The organism is Magnetospirillum gryphiswaldense MSR-1 v2 (genome assembly GCF_000513295.1).
Taxonomy (GTDB): Bacteria; Pseudomonadota; Alphaproteobacteria; order Rhodospirillales; family Magnetospirillaceae; genus Magnetospirillum; species Magnetospirillum gryphiswaldense.
This window is the reverse complement of the sequence record NC_023065.1, coordinates 1,782,444-1,798,645: the sequence shown is the minus strand read 5'-3', so window position 1 is coordinate 1,798,645 and position 16,202 is coordinate 1,782,444. Positions and strand designations below refer to the sequence as shown.

Below are 16,202 nucleotides of genomic sequence, written 5' to 3'. Positions count from 1 at the left end.
TCTTCCGAGCTATTCGGAATTTGGATGAATTTGCAATGAATGACATCGCTGCCCTGGCGCGTATCGACAGTTTTCCCTATCGCCATCGTCTGCATGAGGTGATGAGCACGCCGGTTCTGACCGGGACGGAAGACCTGTCGCTGACCGATGCCATTCATCGCATGTACGAGGCGCGGGCGTCGTCCATCGTCGGCGTCGATGGTCAGGGACGCGCCATCGGCATTCTGACCGAACGCGACCTGTTGCGGCTGTTGTCGACCCAAGGCGCCGCCGGTCTGGACACCACCTTGGGTCAGATCATGACCCGACCGGTGGCGGCGGTGCCCAGCGATGCCTTCGTTTACGTGGCCCTGGGCAAGATGACCCGGCTGGGCCTGCGGCATCTGGTTGTCGTCGACCGCGACCGCAAGCCTTTGGGTATGGTCACCGGGCGGGCGCTGTTGAAGGTGCGTGCCAACGACGCCCTGGTCATTGGTGATTCGGTGCACGAAGCCAACGGTCCCGAGGACATGGAAGCCGCCATGGCGGCCTTGCCCAAACTGGCCCGCTCGTTGTTGGCCGAGGGGGTGACGGCGCGCGGCATTTCCTCGGTGATCGCCCTGGTTATCCGTGATTTGACGGCGCGGGCCACCGAACTGGCGGAAAAGTCCATGGCCGAGGATGGTTGGGGCGGCGCTCCGGCGGCTTATGCCATGCTGGTGTTGGGTTCGGGCGGTCGCGGCGAAAGTCTGCTGGTGTTCGACCAGGACAACGCCATCGTTCATCGCGGCAGCCCCGCCGACGACGTGTGGTTCGCTGAATTGGGCCGCCGCGTCAACGAGATGCTCAATCAGGCCGGCATTCCGTTCTGTGACGGCGGCGTCATGGCGCGCGAGCCGAAATGGCGCAAGAGCCTGGAGGAATGGAAGGACGAGATTCATTCCTGGGTGTTCTCGCTGGAAAACCAGACGGTGATGTATTGCGACATCTTTTTCGACTTCCAGCCGGTGTGGGGCGACGCCGATCTGGCCGAGGAGCTGCGCGGCTGGGCCATCGAGAAAGCCTCGCAATCGGGTTTCTTCATGCAATACCTGGCCCAGCACGTGGCCAAGATGGATGTGTCCTTGACCCTGTGGGGCGGTTTCGTCACCAAGAACGGACGGCTGAACGCCAAGAAGTTCGGCCTGCTGCCTTTGGTGTCGGCGGCGCGTTTCCGCGCCATCCGCGCCCATGTCCAGGCCACCGGCACCGACGAGCGTTATACCGCCATCAAGGATTTGGAACTGCTGCACGAGGATGATTGGCGCGATTTCCTGGAAATCCGCGAAATCGTCTTCCGCGTCATGCTCGATCAGCAATTGGCCGATCTGGCCGCCGGCATCCCGCCTTCGGCCAGCATCGACCCCAAGCGTCTGCCGACCCAACTGCGTGAACGGCTGCGCTGGGCCTTCAAACGCCTGCGCACGCTGAAATACATCTGCGGCGTGGCGGGCTAGGTCATGCTTGGGCGGGTTCTGATCGTCGCCGGTTCCGATTCCGGCGGTGGCGCCGGTATCCAGGCCGACATCAAGGCGGTCAGCGCCCTGGGCGGCTTCGCCGCCACCGCCATCACCGCGCTGACGGCGCAGAACACCCAAGGCGTGTTCGGTATCCACCCGGTGCCGCCGGCCTTTGTCCGCCAGCAGATGGAATTGGTGCTCGACGATATCGGCGCCGATTGCATCAAGACCGGCATGCTGGCCAGCGTTTCCATCATCGAGGCGGTGGCCGCCAGCCTGGACAGTCACGGCAGAGATATTCCCCTGGTGGTCGATCCGGTGATGGTGGCCAAGGGCGGCGCGCCGCTGTTGGCCGACGATGCCGCCCGCGCCCTGATCGCGCTTTTGGTCCGTCGGGCCGCCATCATCACCCCCAACATTCCCGAAGCCGAGGTGCTGCTGGACCGCCCCATCGCCGGCATCGCCGACATGGACCGGGCCGCCCTTGATCTGCTGTCCTTAGGCTGTGGCGCCGTGCTGTTGAAGGGCGGTCATCTGGAGGGCGACGATCTGGTCGACGTTCTGGCCCGACCCAGCGGCCTGACCCGCTTTGCCGGTCGCCGTATCGCCACCGCCTCGACCCATGGCACCGGTTGCACCATGGCGTCCGCCATCGCCTGCGGCATCGCCCAGGGATTGGACCTGGAGCAAGCGGTTACCCGCGCCCGCGTCTTCGTCCGCCGTTCCATCGAAACCGCGCCCGGCCTGGGCCACGGTCACGGGCCGCTGAACCATCTGCATGCCATCGCCCCCTATGAATGGTAGGCACAGTGCTGTCCGGCCACGTCATCAATCTGCGGCGGCGGGCTGACCGCAAGGCACGCTTTCTTGATTGGAATGGCGGTCATGCCGTCCACTGGGTGTGGCACGACGCGGTCGAGCCCGATCAGGTCGATCGCGCCGACCGGGCTGTGGTCGGTGCCGACATCGACGCCAGCGATGCCGAGATCGCCACGGCGTTATCCCATCGCCGCCAATGGCTGGCCTGCGTCGACAGTGGCCAGCCCCGCCTGATTTTCGAGGATGATTGCTGCCTGCGTCATGGGGCCGAGGCCACGCTGGCCGCCGCCTTGGCGGAAAGCGACATGGTCTTCCTGGGCTGCAACGCCGATGCGGCGGTGGTGCTGGAACTGCCCGACCGTCTGTTCGCCTATGTCACCTATGGCAATACCGCCCATGGCCAGCCGGGCTATTTCGACCATTTCGCCCATCAGGCCCCACCGGTTCCGCCGCCGCATCTGCACCGGACCTATCTGATCTGGGGCTTGCTGGCTTATGCGCTGTCGCCGACGGGGGCGGCAAAATTGCTGGCCGAGTGTTTTCCGCTGCGACGACAAAGCGTCGCTTTGTTCCAGCAGGGGCGGACCGTGCAAAGCTGCGCGGTGGACGCTATGGTTAATGCCGCGCTGCAACGCGGCAGCGTGCGGGCCTTGGCCTGTTTTCCGCCGGTAGCGGCGGGGCCTAATGGTGATTCGGACTTGGCTCCGGGATAAAAGGAGAGGCGCTGATGAAAGCCAGATTCTGGCAGGTGGATGCCTTTGCCGAGCGGCGTTTCGCCGGTAATCCGGCGGCGGTGATGGTGTTGCCGCACTGGCCCGAAGACGCGGTGATGCAGCAGGTGGCGGCGGAAAACAATCTGTCGGAAACCGCCTTCCTGGTGCGCGAGGAGACGGGCTGGCACATCCGCTGGTTCACCCCCAAGGTCGAGGTCGATCTGTGCGGTCATGCCACCCTGGCCGCTGGCTGGGTGGTGCTCAATCAGGTGGAGCCGGCGGAGCGGCTGGTGTTCGCCTCGAAAAGCGGTGATCTGCCGGTGGTCCGCGACGGCGATACCCTGGTGCTGGACTTTCCCGCCAAGCCGCCGCGCTCGGCGGTGTTCCCCGATGGCATCGACCGTATCCTGGCCAAGCCGGTGCGCGAGGTTTTGACCACCGCCGACCATCTGCTGTGCGTGCTCGACAGTGCCGATGCGGTGCGCACGCTGGTGCCCGACATGGCGGGCATCGCCGGCTTGTCCAAATGGGCGGTGATGGTCACCGCCCCGGCTGATCCGGGCAGCGATTGCGATTTCGTCTCGCGCTTCTTCGCCCCGCGCAAGGGGGTGATCGAAGACCCGGTGACCGGCTCGGCCCATTGCGTGCTGACGCCGTTCTGGGCCAAGCGTCTGGGCAAGAACGCGCTGGTCGCCCGTCAGCTGTCGGCGCGTGGCGGCATCTTGCGGGTGGAAATGCGGGGCGACCGGGTGGCCATCGCCGGCACGGTCATCGGCTATGTCAACGGCGAGGCCGAGATTTAGTCTTTTGCTTGGCTTTCGGCTTGGGGAACCAGTCCACCACCGTCTCGGGCGGAAACGGGCTGTGGCCCGCCCACCAGTCCTGCGCCGCCTCGGGGCGGTCGATAATGGCTTGCAGGGCCGGCATCAGTTCCAGCCCCGGACAATCGTGCCCGGCCTTGATCAGGGGCAGGGCCAAGCCTTTCAGCGCCCCTTCATAGACCATCTTGGGTTCGCTCTGGAAGGCTGGGTTGGCCTGGGCGCCCATCACCGGCAGCCCGGCATATTTGGCCATGCAATGGCGTACGTCCACATGCCACAAGGACCGGCATTTCAGCGGGCGGATGTCGTAGATGGCGCAGGCGCCGTCTTGCAGGAAGGCGCAGGGCAGGCCGGGGTGCCAACCGGCCAGCATGGCCCGTTGCTGTGGGCGGTCGGCCAAGGCACGGGCGATGGCCAGAACCTCGATGGCGGCGGCGCCGACTTTTTGATGGCAGCACCAGCCGCAACCGCGCCGGCAGGCGGCCGGGGCCGTGCCCAGGGCAAAGGCTGGGGTGGCGCGGATGGCGTCGAAAATACGGTCGGCCCGCTGCCAGGTTTTGACCGCCGCGTCCATCATCGCTTCCACCCCCTGGGGCAGGGCTTGGACCACGGCGCTGTGGGCGGCATCGAAGGCGGCCTGTTCCAAAGGTGGCGGCGGTATGGGCTGGGATTGGCCGCGCAAGGCCGCCATGGGGTCGAAAGTGTTTCGGCTCATGCGGCAAGTGTAGCAGGATAGGACAAGAGCTTCAAAATACGAGATGATAGTGTTGTATATATGTAACTTACATATATATTGTTGTGAATATCTGGCGGTGGTATTGCTGCTATCCGCGAGCTGACGAAACGGAGGGGCCGGTGCTGGGTGAATTGGCGGTGACCCCACAGATGTTGGTGACTTTGGGCCTGTTGGTGCTGGCCCTGGGCCTGTACATCTGGGAACGCATCCCGGTCGAGGTGGTGTCCATCGGCCTGTTGTCGGTAATGATGGTGGCCTTCCACCTGTTGCCAGTGTTGGGCGCCGATGGCCGCAACCTGCTGTCGCCCGACGTGTTGCTGTCCGGTTTCGGCAATCCCGCCCTGTTGACGGTGATGGCGCTTCTGGTGGTGGCCGAGGGCCTCAACCGCACCGGCGCCCTCGACCGTCTGGCCGACGGCGTCGGCCATCTGCGGCTGTCGCCGCGGGTGCTGGCGGCCTTGGCCCTGGCGGTGGTGACGGTGACCAGCGCCTTCATCAACGACACGCCCGTGGTGGTGATGTTTTTGCCGGTGTTCCAGGCCTTGGCCATGCGCGCCGGCCAGTCGTCGTCGCAATTGATGATGCCCTTGTCCTTTGCCGCCATCTTGGGCGGCATGACCACCCTGATCGGCTCGTCCACCAATCTGCTGGTGTCGTCGGCGTTGATTTCCCAGGGCGTGCCGGGGCTGGATTTCTTTCAGCAGACCCCCATGGGCGTGTGGGTGGCCTCTATCGGCTTCGTCTATCTGATCTTCGTCATGCCGCATCTGCTGCCCAAGGGGCAGGGCGGCAGCCTGATGGGCAGCGGTGCCGGCAAGCAATTCGTGTCGCAATGCGTGGTCGCCGCCGGTTCGGCCCTGGACGGCGCCCAGGCCCAGGCCGGCACCTTCCGTCAATTGCCCGACATCACCGTGCATCTGATCGTGCGCAATGGCGAATCGGTGTTTCCGCCCTATGACGACGTGGTCTTGGCCGCCGGCGACGTGCTGATGGTGGCCGGCTCGCGCAAGGCGCTGACCGAGACGGCGGCGCGCTTCCCCGGTCTGTTGTCGGTGCCGGAAATTCACGACGATGACGACGAGGACCAGCCCAACCCGCGCCCGCCGGTCTCCATGGTCGAGCAGGTGCTGGTCGAGGCCATGGTGCCGCCGACCTCGCGCTTCACCGGTTTCTCGGTCGAGCAATTGGGGCTCAACCGCTATCACAATCTGGTGGTGCTGGGGCTGGAGCGGCGGGCGCGGATGATGCGCGGTCCCACCGCCGGCCTGCGCCTGCAAGCCGGTGACGTCTTGTTGCTGATGGGCCGCGACAAGGATGTGGAAACCCTGCGCCAGGATCGCGATCTGGTGGTGATCTCCGGCAGTGCCGGATTGTTGCCGCGTGTCCATCACGCCAAGACGGCCGGGATTTTGTTTCTGGCCATGCTGGGGTTGTCGGCCACCGGCGTGCTGCCCATCGCCGTGTCGGCCATCGCCGTGGCGGTCGCCCTGGTCGCTCTGGGGGCCTTGACCTCGCGTCAGGCTATCGGCGCCATCGATGCCAAGGTGGTGTTGCTGGTCGGCAACGCCCTGGCCCTGGGCGAGGCGATGGAGGCCACCGGTGCCGCCGGTTTTCTCGCCAAGCTGTTGCTGTCGGTGATGGGGGATGTGGGGCCATGGACGGCCATGGTGGCATTCTTCGGTCTGGTCGCCGCCGTCACCAATGTGCTGTCCAACAACGCCACTGCCGTTTTGTTCACGCCCATCGCCATTGGGCTGGCGCGGCAATTGGGGGTCGAGCCGCATCTGTTCGCCATCGCCGTCATCATCGCCTCCAATTGTTCCTTCGCCACCCCCATCGGTTATCAGACCAATCTGCTGGTCATGGGGCCGGGGCATTACCGTTTCGTCGATTACGTCAAGGCCGGGCTGCCGCTGACGCTTTTGCTGTGGGCAGCCTTCGCCATCGGCGCCAAGGTGGTGTGGGGATTGTAAAGTCTTGCCTGCGTGGGGCGCCCTGCTAAACTCCGCCCCTGTCGCCAGCCAAGGATTCTTTTCGACATGTCACAATCGGCGCGGCCCCCGGTTCGGCCCCTCAATCCCAATTTCTCTTCCGGTCCCTGCGCCAAACGCCCCGGCTGGTCGGTGGAATGCCTGTCCGATGCCCCGTTCGGGCGCTCGCACCGCGCCAAAATCGGCAAGGCCAAGCTGCAAGAGGTGATTACCCGCAGCACCGAGATGCTGGGCCTGCCCAAGGGCTGGCGCCTGGGTATCGTGCCGGCGTCGGATACCGGTGCGGTGGAGATGGCGCTGTGGTCGCTGTTGGGGGCGCGCGGTGTCGACATGTTCGCGTGGGAGACCTTCGGCGACACCTGGGTCGCCGACGTGACCAAGCAGTTGAAGCTGGACGATCTGCGGGTGTTCACCGCCCCCTATGGCCACTTGCCCGATCTGACACAGGCCGATTTCGACCGCGACGTGGTGTTCACCTGGAACGGCACCACCGCCGGCGTGCGGGTGCCGGGCGGTGACTGGATCGCTGACGACCGCAAGGGTCTGACCATCTGCGACGCCACCAGTGCCGTCTTCGCCATGGACCTGCCGTGGCACAAGCTGGATGTGGTCACGTGGTCGTGGCAGAAGGTGCTGGGCGGCGAGGGTGCGCATGGCATGCTGGTGTTGAGCCCGCGTGCGGTCGAGCGGCTGGAAAGCTATACGCCGCCCTGGCCGTTGCCCAAGATTTTCCGTCTGACCTCGGGCGGCAAGCTGATCGAAGGCATTTTTGTCGGCGACACCATCAACACGCCGTCCATGTTGGCGGTGGAAGACCAGATCGACGCCCTGCGCTGGGCCGAAAGCATCGGCGGCCTGCCGGCGCTGGTGGCGCGCTGCGATGCCAATCTGGCCGCCATCCAGTCGTGGCTGGATTCCTCCGATTGGGCGGTCAATCTGGCCGCCGATCCGGCCTTGCGCTCGACCACTTCGGTGTGTCTGACGCTCAAGCACGGGTGTTTCACCCGCCTGTCCGCCGAGGACCGCGCCGCTTTCGCCAAGAAAATGGTGTCGTTGTTGGACAAGGAGGGGGTGGGCTATGATCTCGGCTCGTACCGCGATGCCCCCGCTGGCCTGCGCATCTGGGCCGGGGCGACGGTGGAACTGGCCGATATCCACGCCCTGCTGCCTTGGCTGGACTGGGCTTTCGCCCAGGTCCAAGCCGAATTCGCCAGTATTTAAAGCCGTTCGTTCAAAGGGAAGTGCCGTCATGCCCAAGGTTTTGATTAGCGACAGGTTCAGCCAGGCTGCCCAGCAGGCCTTCATCCTGCGCGGCATCGAAGTGGACGTGCGTCCCGGCCTGTCCACCGACGAGTTGAAGGCGATCATCGGCGGGTACGACGGTTTGGCGGTGCGTTCCGGCACCAAGGTCAGCGCCGACTTGCTGGCCGCCGCCACCCGCCTGAAGGTGATCGGTCGCGCCGGTATCGGCACCGAGAACATCGATCTGGCCGCCGCCACCGACCAAGGGGTGGTGGTGATGAACACGCCGTTCGGCAATTCGGTGACCACCGCCGAACACGCCATCGCCCTGATGTTTTCCCTGGCCCGGCAAATCCCCGCCGCCAATGCCTCGACCCATCTGGGCAAGTGGGAGAAATCCCGCTTCATGGGGGTCGAGCTGACCGGCAAGACCCTGGGCATCATCGGCAGCGGCAATATCGGTGCCGTCGTCGCCGACCGCGCCTTGGGCCTGAACATGCGCGTGGTCGCCTTCGACCCCTTCTTGTCGGAAGAGCGGGCCAAGGACATGTGCATCGAAAAGGTCGATCTGCCGACCCTGTTCGCCCGGGCCGATTTCATCAGCCTGCACACGCCCCTGACCGAAGCCACCCGTAATCTGATCTGCACCGATTCCATCGCCCTGATGAAGGATGGCGTGCGCATCATCAACTGCGCTCGCGGCGGCTTGATCAACGAAGCCGATTTGCGCGCCGCCATCGTCTCGGGCAAGGTGGCGGGGGCGGCGCTTGACGTCTATCAGACCGAACCGGCCACCGAAAACTGCCTGTTCGGGCTGGAGCAGGTGGTGTGTACCCCGCACCTGGGCGCCTCCACCGCCGAGGCCCAGGAAAACCAGGCCTTGCAGGTGGCCGAGCAGATGTCCGACTTCCTGCTGTCGGGCATCGTCGCCAACGCCCTCAACATGGTGCCGGTATCGGCCGAGGACGCGCCCAAGCTCAAGCCCTACATGAAGCTGGCCGGCCAGTTGGGCAGCTTCGCCGGGCAATTGACCGAGCACGCCATCAAGGCGGTCCGGATCGAATACGAAGGTCACGTGGCCGGTCTCAACACCAAGCCGCTCACCGCCATCGTGCTGGAAAGCCTGCTCAGGCCGATGATGGTGTCGGTCAACATGGTCAACGCCCCCCTGGTGGCCAAGGCCCGCGGCATTGAGGTGTCCGAGGTGACCTGTGAGCGCAAGGGCGATTACAACACCTTGCTGCGGGTCATCGTCACCACCGAGCAACGCACCCGCGAAGTGGCCGGCACCCTGTTCGGCGGCGACAAGCCGCGCGTGGTCGCCATCAAGGGTATTCCCATCGAGGCGGAACTGGGCAGCCACATGCTGTATGTCACCAACCAGGACAAGCCCGGCTTCATCGGCGCCCTGGGCAGTCTGCTGGGGGCCAGGGGGGTCAATATCGCCACTTTCCATCTGGGCCGGTCGGAAGCTGGCGGCGACGCCATCTTGCTGACCCAGGTGGATCAGCCCTTGACCGATGCCATCCTGGACGAGGTGAAGGCGTTGCCCCATGTGGTTCAGGCCAAGGCCCTGAATTTCTGATCCGCCCCCGCATTTGCAGGCAAAGCCCTTCCCGGCAACGGGAAGGGCTTTTTTCGTGGCGGATAGTGCTTGCTTAAATTACGTCCTAAGGAGTATAGGCCTCATCCTAAAGTTTGCGTAAATTATCAATTTGTGAACTTTTGTATTGATATTGATCGATCATTGAGCGCGCCCATCCCGAAGGAAAAGCCATGTTCTCTGCCCGCAACAAGCCGCAACAGCAAGCCGTCGTCACCCAGACCCGCCCGGACGAGGTGTTGACCGCGGAACGGCTGGCGCTGATCGACGAGATGCTGGATATGATCCTGGCCGGGCGTTACCACTCGGTGCCCGAGGGGCAGTGCAGTGTCGGCAAGAAGATCAAGGAAATGGCTTGCCAACTCGAGGCACGGGCCTTGAATGAGTTGAAGCGCAACGTGGAAATGTCCATTTCCATCAACGAGGCGGTAACCGAAACCGCCGGCATGATGCGCGCCGTGAGCGAGGCCGACCGCCGCAGCCAGACCATCGCCGCGGCAGCCGAGCAATTGGTGACCAGCGTCGGCCAGATCGCCGAGAATTCCAACGGCGCCGCCACCGATGCCCAGGCCGCCGAAATCACCGCCCTGGCCGGGCAGCGGGCCGCCGATCAGGCGGTGGACAGCATGCAATCCATCGCCAATGCGGTGAACGCCGCCGTCACCAAGGTGGAAAGCCTGGGCCAGGCCTCGGCCCAGATCGGCGACATCGCCAACCAGATCGAGGCTATCGCCCGGCAAACCAACCTGTTGGCCCTGAATGCCACCATCGAGGCGGCCCGCGCCGGCGAGGCCGGCAAGGGTTTCGCCGTCGTCGCCAACGAGGTCAAGCATTTGGCCAACCAGACAGCCAAGGCGACCATCGACATCCGCTCGCGCATTGAAACTCTGCGCCAGGAAATGTCGGAAATCGTCATCACCATGGAAGATGGTGTCCGCGCCGTCGATGATGGCAGCCAGGTGATTCGCAGCAGCGGCGACAACATGCGCCAGGTTTCGGCCCAGGTGGCCGGGGTCACGGCCCGCATGCAGGGCATCGCCTCGATCCTGACCCAGCAGAAGGCGGCGTCGGAAGAGGTGTCGCATGGCGTCGGCATCATCGCCGAGATGTCGGGCCGCAACGTCGCCACCATCGGGCAGGTGGCCGAGGAAATGGACAAGGCCTCCAAGGTCATCGCCCGCACCCTGGCCGACATGGCGACCCTGGAAATCGAGGACCTGACCATCCACGTGGCCAAGTCCGATCATATGATCTGGCGCAAGCGGTTGGCCGACATGCTGGTGGGCCGTGAAACCCTGCGCCCCGAGGAATTGTCCGACCACACCCAGTGTCGTTTGGGCAAGTGGTGCGCCAAGGTCGACGACCCGTCCATCCGCAACCACCCGGCCTTCACCGCCTTGGAAGGCCCGCATCGTCTGGTGCACCAGCATGGCATCGAGGCGGCGCGGCTTTATCAGGCCGGCGACATCGACGGTGCCCTGGAATGCGTGCAATTGGCCGCCCAGGCGTCGCAAGGGGTAATGCAGGCGCTGGACGATCTGGGCCGTCGCGGCAAGTTCTAACCGGGCCTTGACGGTTTTCCGTTTGCCCCTATCGTTCAAACGCGATAAACCGGGCAGTCCCCGTGGCTGGAAACGGTCACGGGTTTCCGCCACCATGCGATTTGCCGAATTCCATGAATGACTTCGCCAAAAGCGCGCTGCTGCCCAACGGCCTGCGTGACATTCTTCCCCTGGATGCCGAATACGAGGCGGACGTGGTCAGCCGCGTCACCGCCCATTTTGCCGCCCAAGGGTACGACCGGGTCAAGCCGCCGCTGATCGAGTTCGAGGATACGCTGCTGGACGGTGCCGGTGCCGCCATGGTCAAGCAATGTTTCCGTGTCATGGACCCGGTGACCCAACGGATGATGGCGCTGCGCGCCGACATGACGCCGCAGGTGGCTCGCATCGCCCGCACCCGTCTGGCCGGAATGCCGCGTCCGCTGCGTCTGTCCTATGCCGGTCAGGTGCTGCGGGTGAAGGGCAGCCAGTTGCGGCCTGAGCGTCAGTTCGGTCAGGCCGGTATCGAACTGATCGGTGCCGATTGCCCCGAGGCCGACGCCGAAGTGGCCATCCTGGCCGCCGAGGCCCTGGTCGCCCTGGGCGTCCCCGGTGTCTCTGTCGACCTGTCGCTGCCCACCCTGGTGCCCGCCATTCTGGCCGGGCTCGACGTTGCCGACGAATCCTTGCGCAGCTCGCTCGACCACAAGGACGCCGCCGCCGTGCTGGCTTTGGGCGGTGTGGCGGCGCCGTTGCTGTCGGCCTTGCTGAAGGCCGCCGGCCCGGCGGAGCGGGCGCTTGATATTCTGAACGGTCTGGATCTGCCGGCCCAGGCGGCGGCGGAGCGTGACCGTCTGGCCAAGGTGGTGGCGTTGATCGAACACGCGGCGCCGGACGTGACCCTGACCATCGACCCGGTGGAAAATCGCGGTTTTGAATACCATACCGGCATTTCCTTCACCTTGTTCGCCCAGAACATTTCCGGCGAATTGGGGCGCGGTGGGCGCTATCTGGCCGGCGGCAATGAGCCGGCCACCGGCGCCACCTTGTTCCTCGATACCGTGCTGGCGGCCTTGCCCGGCCCGGTGACGGCCAAGCGCACCTTCGTGCCCGCCGGCGCCCCGCGCGCGCTGGCCCAGGCACTGCGCGCCCAAGGCTGGATTACGGTGGCGGGATTGGCGCCGGTGGCTGATAATGCCGCCGAGGCAAAGCGTTTGGGATGCGGCCACGTCTTGCTGGCCGATGGCATAAAGTCTGTGGAATAGGGATTTCGTAAGATGGCGAATGTTGCGGTGGTCGGCGCCCAGTGGGGCGACGAGGGCAAGGGCAAGGTCGTCGACTGGCTGTCCGAGCGGGCCGACGTGGTGGTGCGTTTCCAGGGCGGGCACAATGCCGGCCATACCCTGGTCATCAATGGCGTGACCTACAAGCTGTCGCTGCTGCCTTCGGGCGTGGTGCGCGGCAAGCTGTCGATCATCGGCAACGGCGTCGTCGTCGATCCGTGGGCGCTGCTCGATGAGATCAAGCGTATCCAGGACCAGGGTGTCAACATCACCCCCGACGTGTTGAAGATCGCCGAAAACGCCTGCTTGATCCTGCCGCTGCACGGTCATCTGGACCGCGCGCGCGAGGAGGCCTCGGGCTCGGCCAAGATCGGCACCACCGGTCGCGGCATCGGCCCGGCCTATGAGGATCGCGTCGGTCGTCGCGCCATCCGCGTCTGCGATCTGGCCGACAATGCCGTGCTGGAAGCCAAGCTGGACAAGCTGTTGGCCCACCACAACGCGCTGCTGGCCGGTTTGGGCGCCAAGCCGCTGGACGGCCAAGAGGTGCTGCGCCAGATCAAGGACGTGGCGCCGAAGATTCTGCCTTTCGCCGATGTGGTGTGGCAGCGTCTGGACGAAATCCGTCACACCCGGAAGCGCGTGCTGTTCGAGGGCGCCCAAGGCGCCATGCTCGACGTCGATCACGGCACCTATCCCTTCGTCACCTCGTCGTCGACGGTGTCGGGCAATGCCGGTACCGGCTCGGGCGTCGGCCCCGGTCAGGTCGGCTATGTGCTGGGCATCTGCAAGGCCTACACCACCCGTGTCGGCGCCGGTCCGTTTCCGACCGAGCAGGACAACGATATCGGTCACCTGATCGGTGATCGCGGCCATGAATTCGGCACCGTCACCGGCCGCCGCCGCCGGTGCGGCTGGTTCGACGCGGTTCTGGTGCGCCAAGCCATCAAGGTCGGCGGTGTCAACGGTATCGCCCTGACCAAGCTCGACGTGCTCGATGGCATTGAGGAACTGAAGATCTGCACCGCCTACCGCTACAAGGGCGAGATCATCAACCATCTGCCGGCGTCGCAAAGCGCCCAGGCCGAGGTCGAGCCCATCTACGAGACCATCGAAGGCTGGACCCAGTCCACCCGTGGGGCGCGGTCGTGGGTCGATCTGCCGGCAACCGCCATCAAGTATATCCGCCGCATCGAGGAATTGATCGAGGCGCCGGTATCCATGCTGTCCACCAGCCCCGAGCGTGAAGACACCATCTTGGTCACGGATCCTTTCGCCTCCTGACCGTGATGACGCTTGAGCCCGCGCCCCGAGACCCTTACAAAGGTCGGTGGCGCGGGCAGCAAAGCTGACAGGGACGGACGCGAGAATGGCGGAAGCCGCCGAGGCGAATGAGGGTGTACAGGAAAGCGTGGCAGTCGCCGGGCCGCCCGGCGTGCTGCGCGAACGTTATACCATCCGTTCCAACCAGCCCATTCCCGAACTGTCGACGCCTAATGCCGAGGCCTTCGTCGCCGAGGACAAGCGCGATGCCAATCGTCAGCTTTATGCCCTGATCTGCCGGCCGGAACTGCCGCCCCGCGTCAATGTCATGCGGGCGCTGAAGGGGTTACAGGCCCCCGGTCTGGTGCAGTTGGTGGAATGGGGGGCAATGAACTGGCCGCCCTTGGGCCGCCAGTGCATGACCGTGGTCTACGAACGTCCCATCGGCAAGCGGATGATGACCAGCCTGCGCCAGGAATTCCGCCGTATCGACGAATACGATATCGGGCGCAAGGTGATCGAGCCGTTGATGGCGGCGATCAAAGAACTGACCAACCGCGGCATCACCCACCGCGCCATCCGCGCCACCAATCTGTTCTACATGGACGACGCCGGCGAGCGTCTGGCCCTGGGCGATTGCGTGTCGACGCCGCCGGCCTTCGACCAGCCCTTGGTGTTTGAAAGCGTCGAGGCCGGCATGGCCAATCCGGTGGCACGCGGTTCGGGCACCTATTCCGACGATCTTTATGCCCTGGGCGTCACCATCATCTTCGTCTATCTGGGCCGCAATCCAGTCGCCCACATGGACGAGGACACCTTGCTGAAGATGAAAATCCAGCAAGGCTCCTACGCCACCTTGGTCGGTGACGAGCGGTTGCCGTTGGCCTTGGTGGAATTGCTGCGTGGTCTTCTGTGCGACGACCCTGACCAGCGCTGGAATATCGAGGCGCTGGATTTGTGGCTGTCGGGTCGCCGTCTGTCGCCATTGCAGCAGCGGGTGGAAAAGCGCGCGGCGCGTGGCTTTCCCTTCAACGGCAAGGAATATTTCAACTGCCGTGAACTGTCCCAGGCCATGGCCAAGAACTGGGAAGCGGCCATTCCGCCGATCTTGGAAGGCAAGCTGGAATTATGGCTGCGCCGTGCCGTCGAGGACAAGGACCGCGCCCAGGTGGTGTCCGATGTGGTGCGCATGGCGCTTACCGGGTCGGGCGACAAGCGCTCGGCCTCGGATCTGATGCTGTGCAAGGTGTTGAACATCTTGGACCCCACCGCGCCGATCCGCTACAAGGGCTTCAACGCCATGCCCGACGGCTTCGGCTCGGCCCTGGCGGCGGTGATGGCACAAAAGGGCGACACCCGGTTGCTGGTGGAAATCATCCTGCGCGAAGTGCCGCGCCTGTGGTTCGAGGCCCGGCATTCCTATCTGCCCGACAATTCGCTGATGGAAGGCAATTTCCGCGAGTTGAAGAATTATCTATCGCAGACCGGCATGGGGTTCGGTCTGGAACGCTGTCTTTATGAACTCAACGACGCGCTGCCCTGCCAAAGCCCGCTCTTGGGCGAGGATTACGTGGTCGAGTTGAAGGAATTGCTGCCCGCCCTCAACGCCGCCGCCGCCAAGCGCAGCGATTCCAAGCAGCCGCCGGTGGATCGTCATATCGCCGCTTTCATGGGGGCACGGGCGCGCAGCGATATCGACCGCAATCTGACCGGCCTCAACGATCCCGAGCCGTCCAAGTCGTTGGTGGCCTTGCTCAACATGTATGCGGTGTTTCAGTACCGGCTGGGGCCGGAATCCCTGCCCGGTCTGGCGGCATGGTGCGGCGCCCTGGCCGGGCCGGTGGTCGGCGCCTTCCATTCCCGCGACAGGCGCAAGGAATTGGAAAAGGAACTGCCCAAGATCATCCGTCGCGGCTCCGTCGTCGAAATCTACAACCTGTTGGAAAATCAGGAAGCCCGGGAAAAGGACCACAACGAATTCGCCTGGGCCCAGGCCCAGTATCAGGCGGCCGAGGACGAGATCAAACGGGTGCAGACAGATATCGATGAGCGCCACGACGAAGGCGACCGGGCCGGGCGTCAGGCAGCGGCGGTGATCGGCATCCTGATCGCCATGATCACTACCACCATCGTCGTCATCCTCAGGGTCTGGTAGGCGGCCATGGCGAAAAAGGCATCGGCGGTAAAACAGGCACAGGCAGCGGCCAAAGCCAAGAAGGGCGGTGGCGGCGGCGGTGCCAACAAGATCGTCGTCTTGATGATTTTGGCGGCGCTGATTCCGTTTTCGCTGCCCACGGTGACCGTGCTGTTCTTCTGCGGCTTGCCCACTTTGGGTGCCTGGGCCGGGGAAAAGGGTAAGCACAAATACGCTTGGCTGTGCGTGGGCGGGCTGAACTTCGCCGGCATCATCCCTTATCTGTTCGATCTGTGGTTTGGCGTCCACACTCTGGACGAGGCCTTCAACATGCTGTCGGATGCCAGTGTCCTGTTATGGGCCTATGGTGCCTCGGCCATCGGTTGGGTGCTGTACATGGCCACCCCGCCCATCGTCAAAAGCTGGCTGGCCTTCACCACCGACCGCCGCGTCTCCGCTTTGAAATCGGCGCAAAAGCGCCTGATCGAGGAATGGGGGCCGGAAGTCACCAAGAAGGGGTGAGGTCAGCCCGGGGCCGCCATGCTGATCAGACCATAAAGCAGGCTGATGGACTTGCC

At 64.4% G+C, this 16,202-nt stretch carries 13 protein-coding genes; 12 read left to right on the top strand and 1 reads right to left on the bottom strand.

What is annotated here, in order from left to right; translation table 11 throughout:
* The first annotated feature begins 35 nt into the window (after positions 1-35).
* From MGMSRV2_RS08495 to MGMSRV2_RS08480, 4 genes are read left to right on the top strand one after another with little or no spacing between them, the layout of a single operon-like run.
* Positions 36-1,475, top strand: coding sequence for a DUF294 nucleotidyltransferase-like domain-containing protein (locus tag MGMSRV2_RS08495; RefSeq protein WP_024079935.1), 1,440 nt, complete (start codon positions 36-38; stop codon positions 1,473-1,475).
* A gap of 3 nt (positions 1,476-1,478) precedes the next feature.
* A complete protein-coding gene (thiD, locus tag MGMSRV2_RS08490) occupies positions 1,479-2,282 on the top strand; it encodes a bifunctional hydroxymethylpyrimidine kinase/phosphomethylpyrimidine kinase (protein WP_024079934.1) in 804 nt (267 codons plus the stop codon).
* 5 nt (positions 2,283-2,287) lie between these two features.
* Entirely contained in the window at positions 2,288-3,010 is a 723-nt protein-coding gene (locus MGMSRV2_RS08485) for a glycosyltransferase family 25 protein (RefSeq protein WP_041633534.1), read from the top strand.
* A gap of 14 nt (positions 3,011-3,024) precedes the next feature.
* Positions 3,025-3,813, top strand: coding sequence for a PhzF family phenazine biosynthesis protein (locus tag MGMSRV2_RS08480; protein WP_024079932.1), 789 nt, complete (start codon positions 3,025-3,027; stop codon positions 3,811-3,813).
* On the opposite strand, the gene MGMSRV2_RS08475 is transcribed toward MGMSRV2_RS08480, so the two are convergent.
* Positions 3,791-4,546 (bottom strand): YkgJ family cysteine cluster protein, encoded by a 756-nt coding sequence (locus MGMSRV2_RS08475; protein WP_024079931.1) that lies wholly within the window; start codon positions 4,544-4,546, stop codon positions 3,791-3,793. The two genes, MGMSRV2_RS08480 and MGMSRV2_RS08475, sit on opposite strands and share 23 nt — an antisense overlap.
* A gap of 140 nt (positions 4,547-4,686) precedes the next feature.
* On the opposite strand from MGMSRV2_RS08475, the gene MGMSRV2_RS08470 reads away from it, so the two are divergent.
* The 8 genes from MGMSRV2_RS08470 (at position 4,687) to MGMSRV2_RS08435 (ending at position 16,146) form a co-directional block, all read left to right on the top strand.
* Positions 4,687-6,540, top strand: a complete 1,854-nt coding sequence (locus MGMSRV2_RS08470) for an SLC13 family permease (RefSeq protein ID WP_024079930.1) — start codon at positions 4,687-4,689, stop codon at positions 6,538-6,540.
* Between the two features lie 66 nt (positions 6,541-6,606).
* A complete protein-coding gene (locus MGMSRV2_RS08465) occupies positions 6,607-7,779 on the top strand; it encodes a phosphoserine transaminase (protein ID WP_024079929.1) in 1,173 nt (390 codons plus the stop codon).
* A 28-nt stretch (positions 7,780-7,807) separates the two neighbouring features.
* Positions 7,808-9,385 (top strand): phosphoglycerate dehydrogenase, encoded by a 1,578-nt coding sequence (gene serA, locus MGMSRV2_RS08460; protein WP_024079928.1) that lies wholly within the window; start codon positions 7,808-7,810, stop codon positions 9,383-9,385.
* Positions 9,386-9,576: 191 nt separating this feature from the next.
* A complete protein-coding gene (locus tag MGMSRV2_RS08455; protein ID WP_024079927.1) occupies positions 9,577-10,965 on the top strand; it encodes a methyl-accepting chemotaxis protein in 1,389 nt (462 codons plus the stop codon).
* 113 nt (positions 10,966-11,078) lie between these two features.
* Positions 11,079-12,209 (top strand): ATP phosphoribosyltransferase regulatory subunit, encoded by a 1,131-nt coding sequence (locus MGMSRV2_RS08450; protein ID WP_024079926.1) that lies wholly within the window; start codon positions 11,079-11,081, stop codon positions 12,207-12,209.
* A gap of 12 nt (positions 12,210-12,221) precedes the next feature.
* Positions 12,222-13,511 (top strand): adenylosuccinate synthase, encoded by a 1,290-nt coding sequence (locus MGMSRV2_RS08445; protein WP_024079925.1) that lies wholly within the window; start codon positions 12,222-12,224, stop codon positions 13,509-13,511.
* Positions 13,512-13,596: 85 nt separating this feature from the next.
* Positions 13,597-15,645 carry a protein kinase family protein gene (locus MGMSRV2_RS08440; RefSeq protein ID WP_024079924.1) on the top strand — a complete coding sequence of 683 codons (2,049 nt, stop codon included), beginning with the start codon at positions 13,597-13,599 and terminating at the stop codon, positions 15,643-15,645.
* Positions 15,646-15,651: 6 nt separating this feature from the next.
* The gene (locus MGMSRV2_RS08435) at positions 15,652-16,146 is read left to right on the top strand and encodes a hypothetical protein (protein ID WP_024079923.1); all 495 of its coding nucleotides are present in this window, start codon (positions 15,652-15,654) and stop codon (positions 16,144-16,146) included.
* Positions 16,147-16,202 lie beyond the last annotated feature (56 nt).

Bases quoted from the DNA above. Each gene is read 5' to 3' on its own strand.
- MGMSRV2_RS08495 (WP_024079935.1), top strand. From the start codon at position 36: ATGAATGACATCGCTGCCCTGGCGCGTATCGACAGTTTTCCCTATCGC.
- thiD (WP_024079934.1), top strand. From the start codon at position 1,479: ATGCTTGGGCGGGTTCTGATCGTCGCCGGTTCCGATTCCGGCGGTGGC.
- MGMSRV2_RS08480 (WP_024079932.1), top strand. From the start codon at position 3,025: ATGAAAGCCAGATTCTGGCAGGTGGATGCCTTTGCCGAGCGGCGTTTC.
- MGMSRV2_RS08475 (WP_024079931.1), bottom strand. From the start codon at position 4,546: ATGAGCCGAAACACTTTCGACCCCATGGCGGCCTTGCGCGGCCAATCC.
- MGMSRV2_RS08465 (WP_024079929.1), top strand. From the start codon at position 6,607: ATGTCACAATCGGCGCGGCCCCCGGTTCGGCCCCTCAATCCCAATTTC.
- serA (WP_024079928.1), top strand. From the start codon at position 7,808: ATGCCCAAGGTTTTGATTAGCGACAGGTTCAGCCAGGCTGCCCAGCAG.
- MGMSRV2_RS08455 (WP_024079927.1), top strand. From the start codon at position 9,577: ATGTTCTCTGCCCGCAACAAGCCGCAACAGCAAGCCGTCGTCACCCAG.
- MGMSRV2_RS08450 (WP_024079926.1), top strand. From the start codon at position 11,079: ATGAATGACTTCGCCAAAAGCGCGCTGCTGCCCAACGGCCTGCGTGAC.
- MGMSRV2_RS08445 (WP_024079925.1), top strand. From the start codon at position 12,222: ATGGCGAATGTTGCGGTGGTCGGCGCCCAGTGGGGCGACGAGGGCAAG.
- MGMSRV2_RS08440 (WP_024079924.1), top strand. From the start codon at position 13,597: ATGGCGGAAGCCGCCGAGGCGAATGAGGGTGTACAGGAAAGCGTGGCA.
- MGMSRV2_RS08435 (WP_024079923.1), top strand. From the start codon at position 15,652: ATGGCGAAAAAGGCATCGGCGGTAAAACAGGCACAGGCAGCGGCCAAA.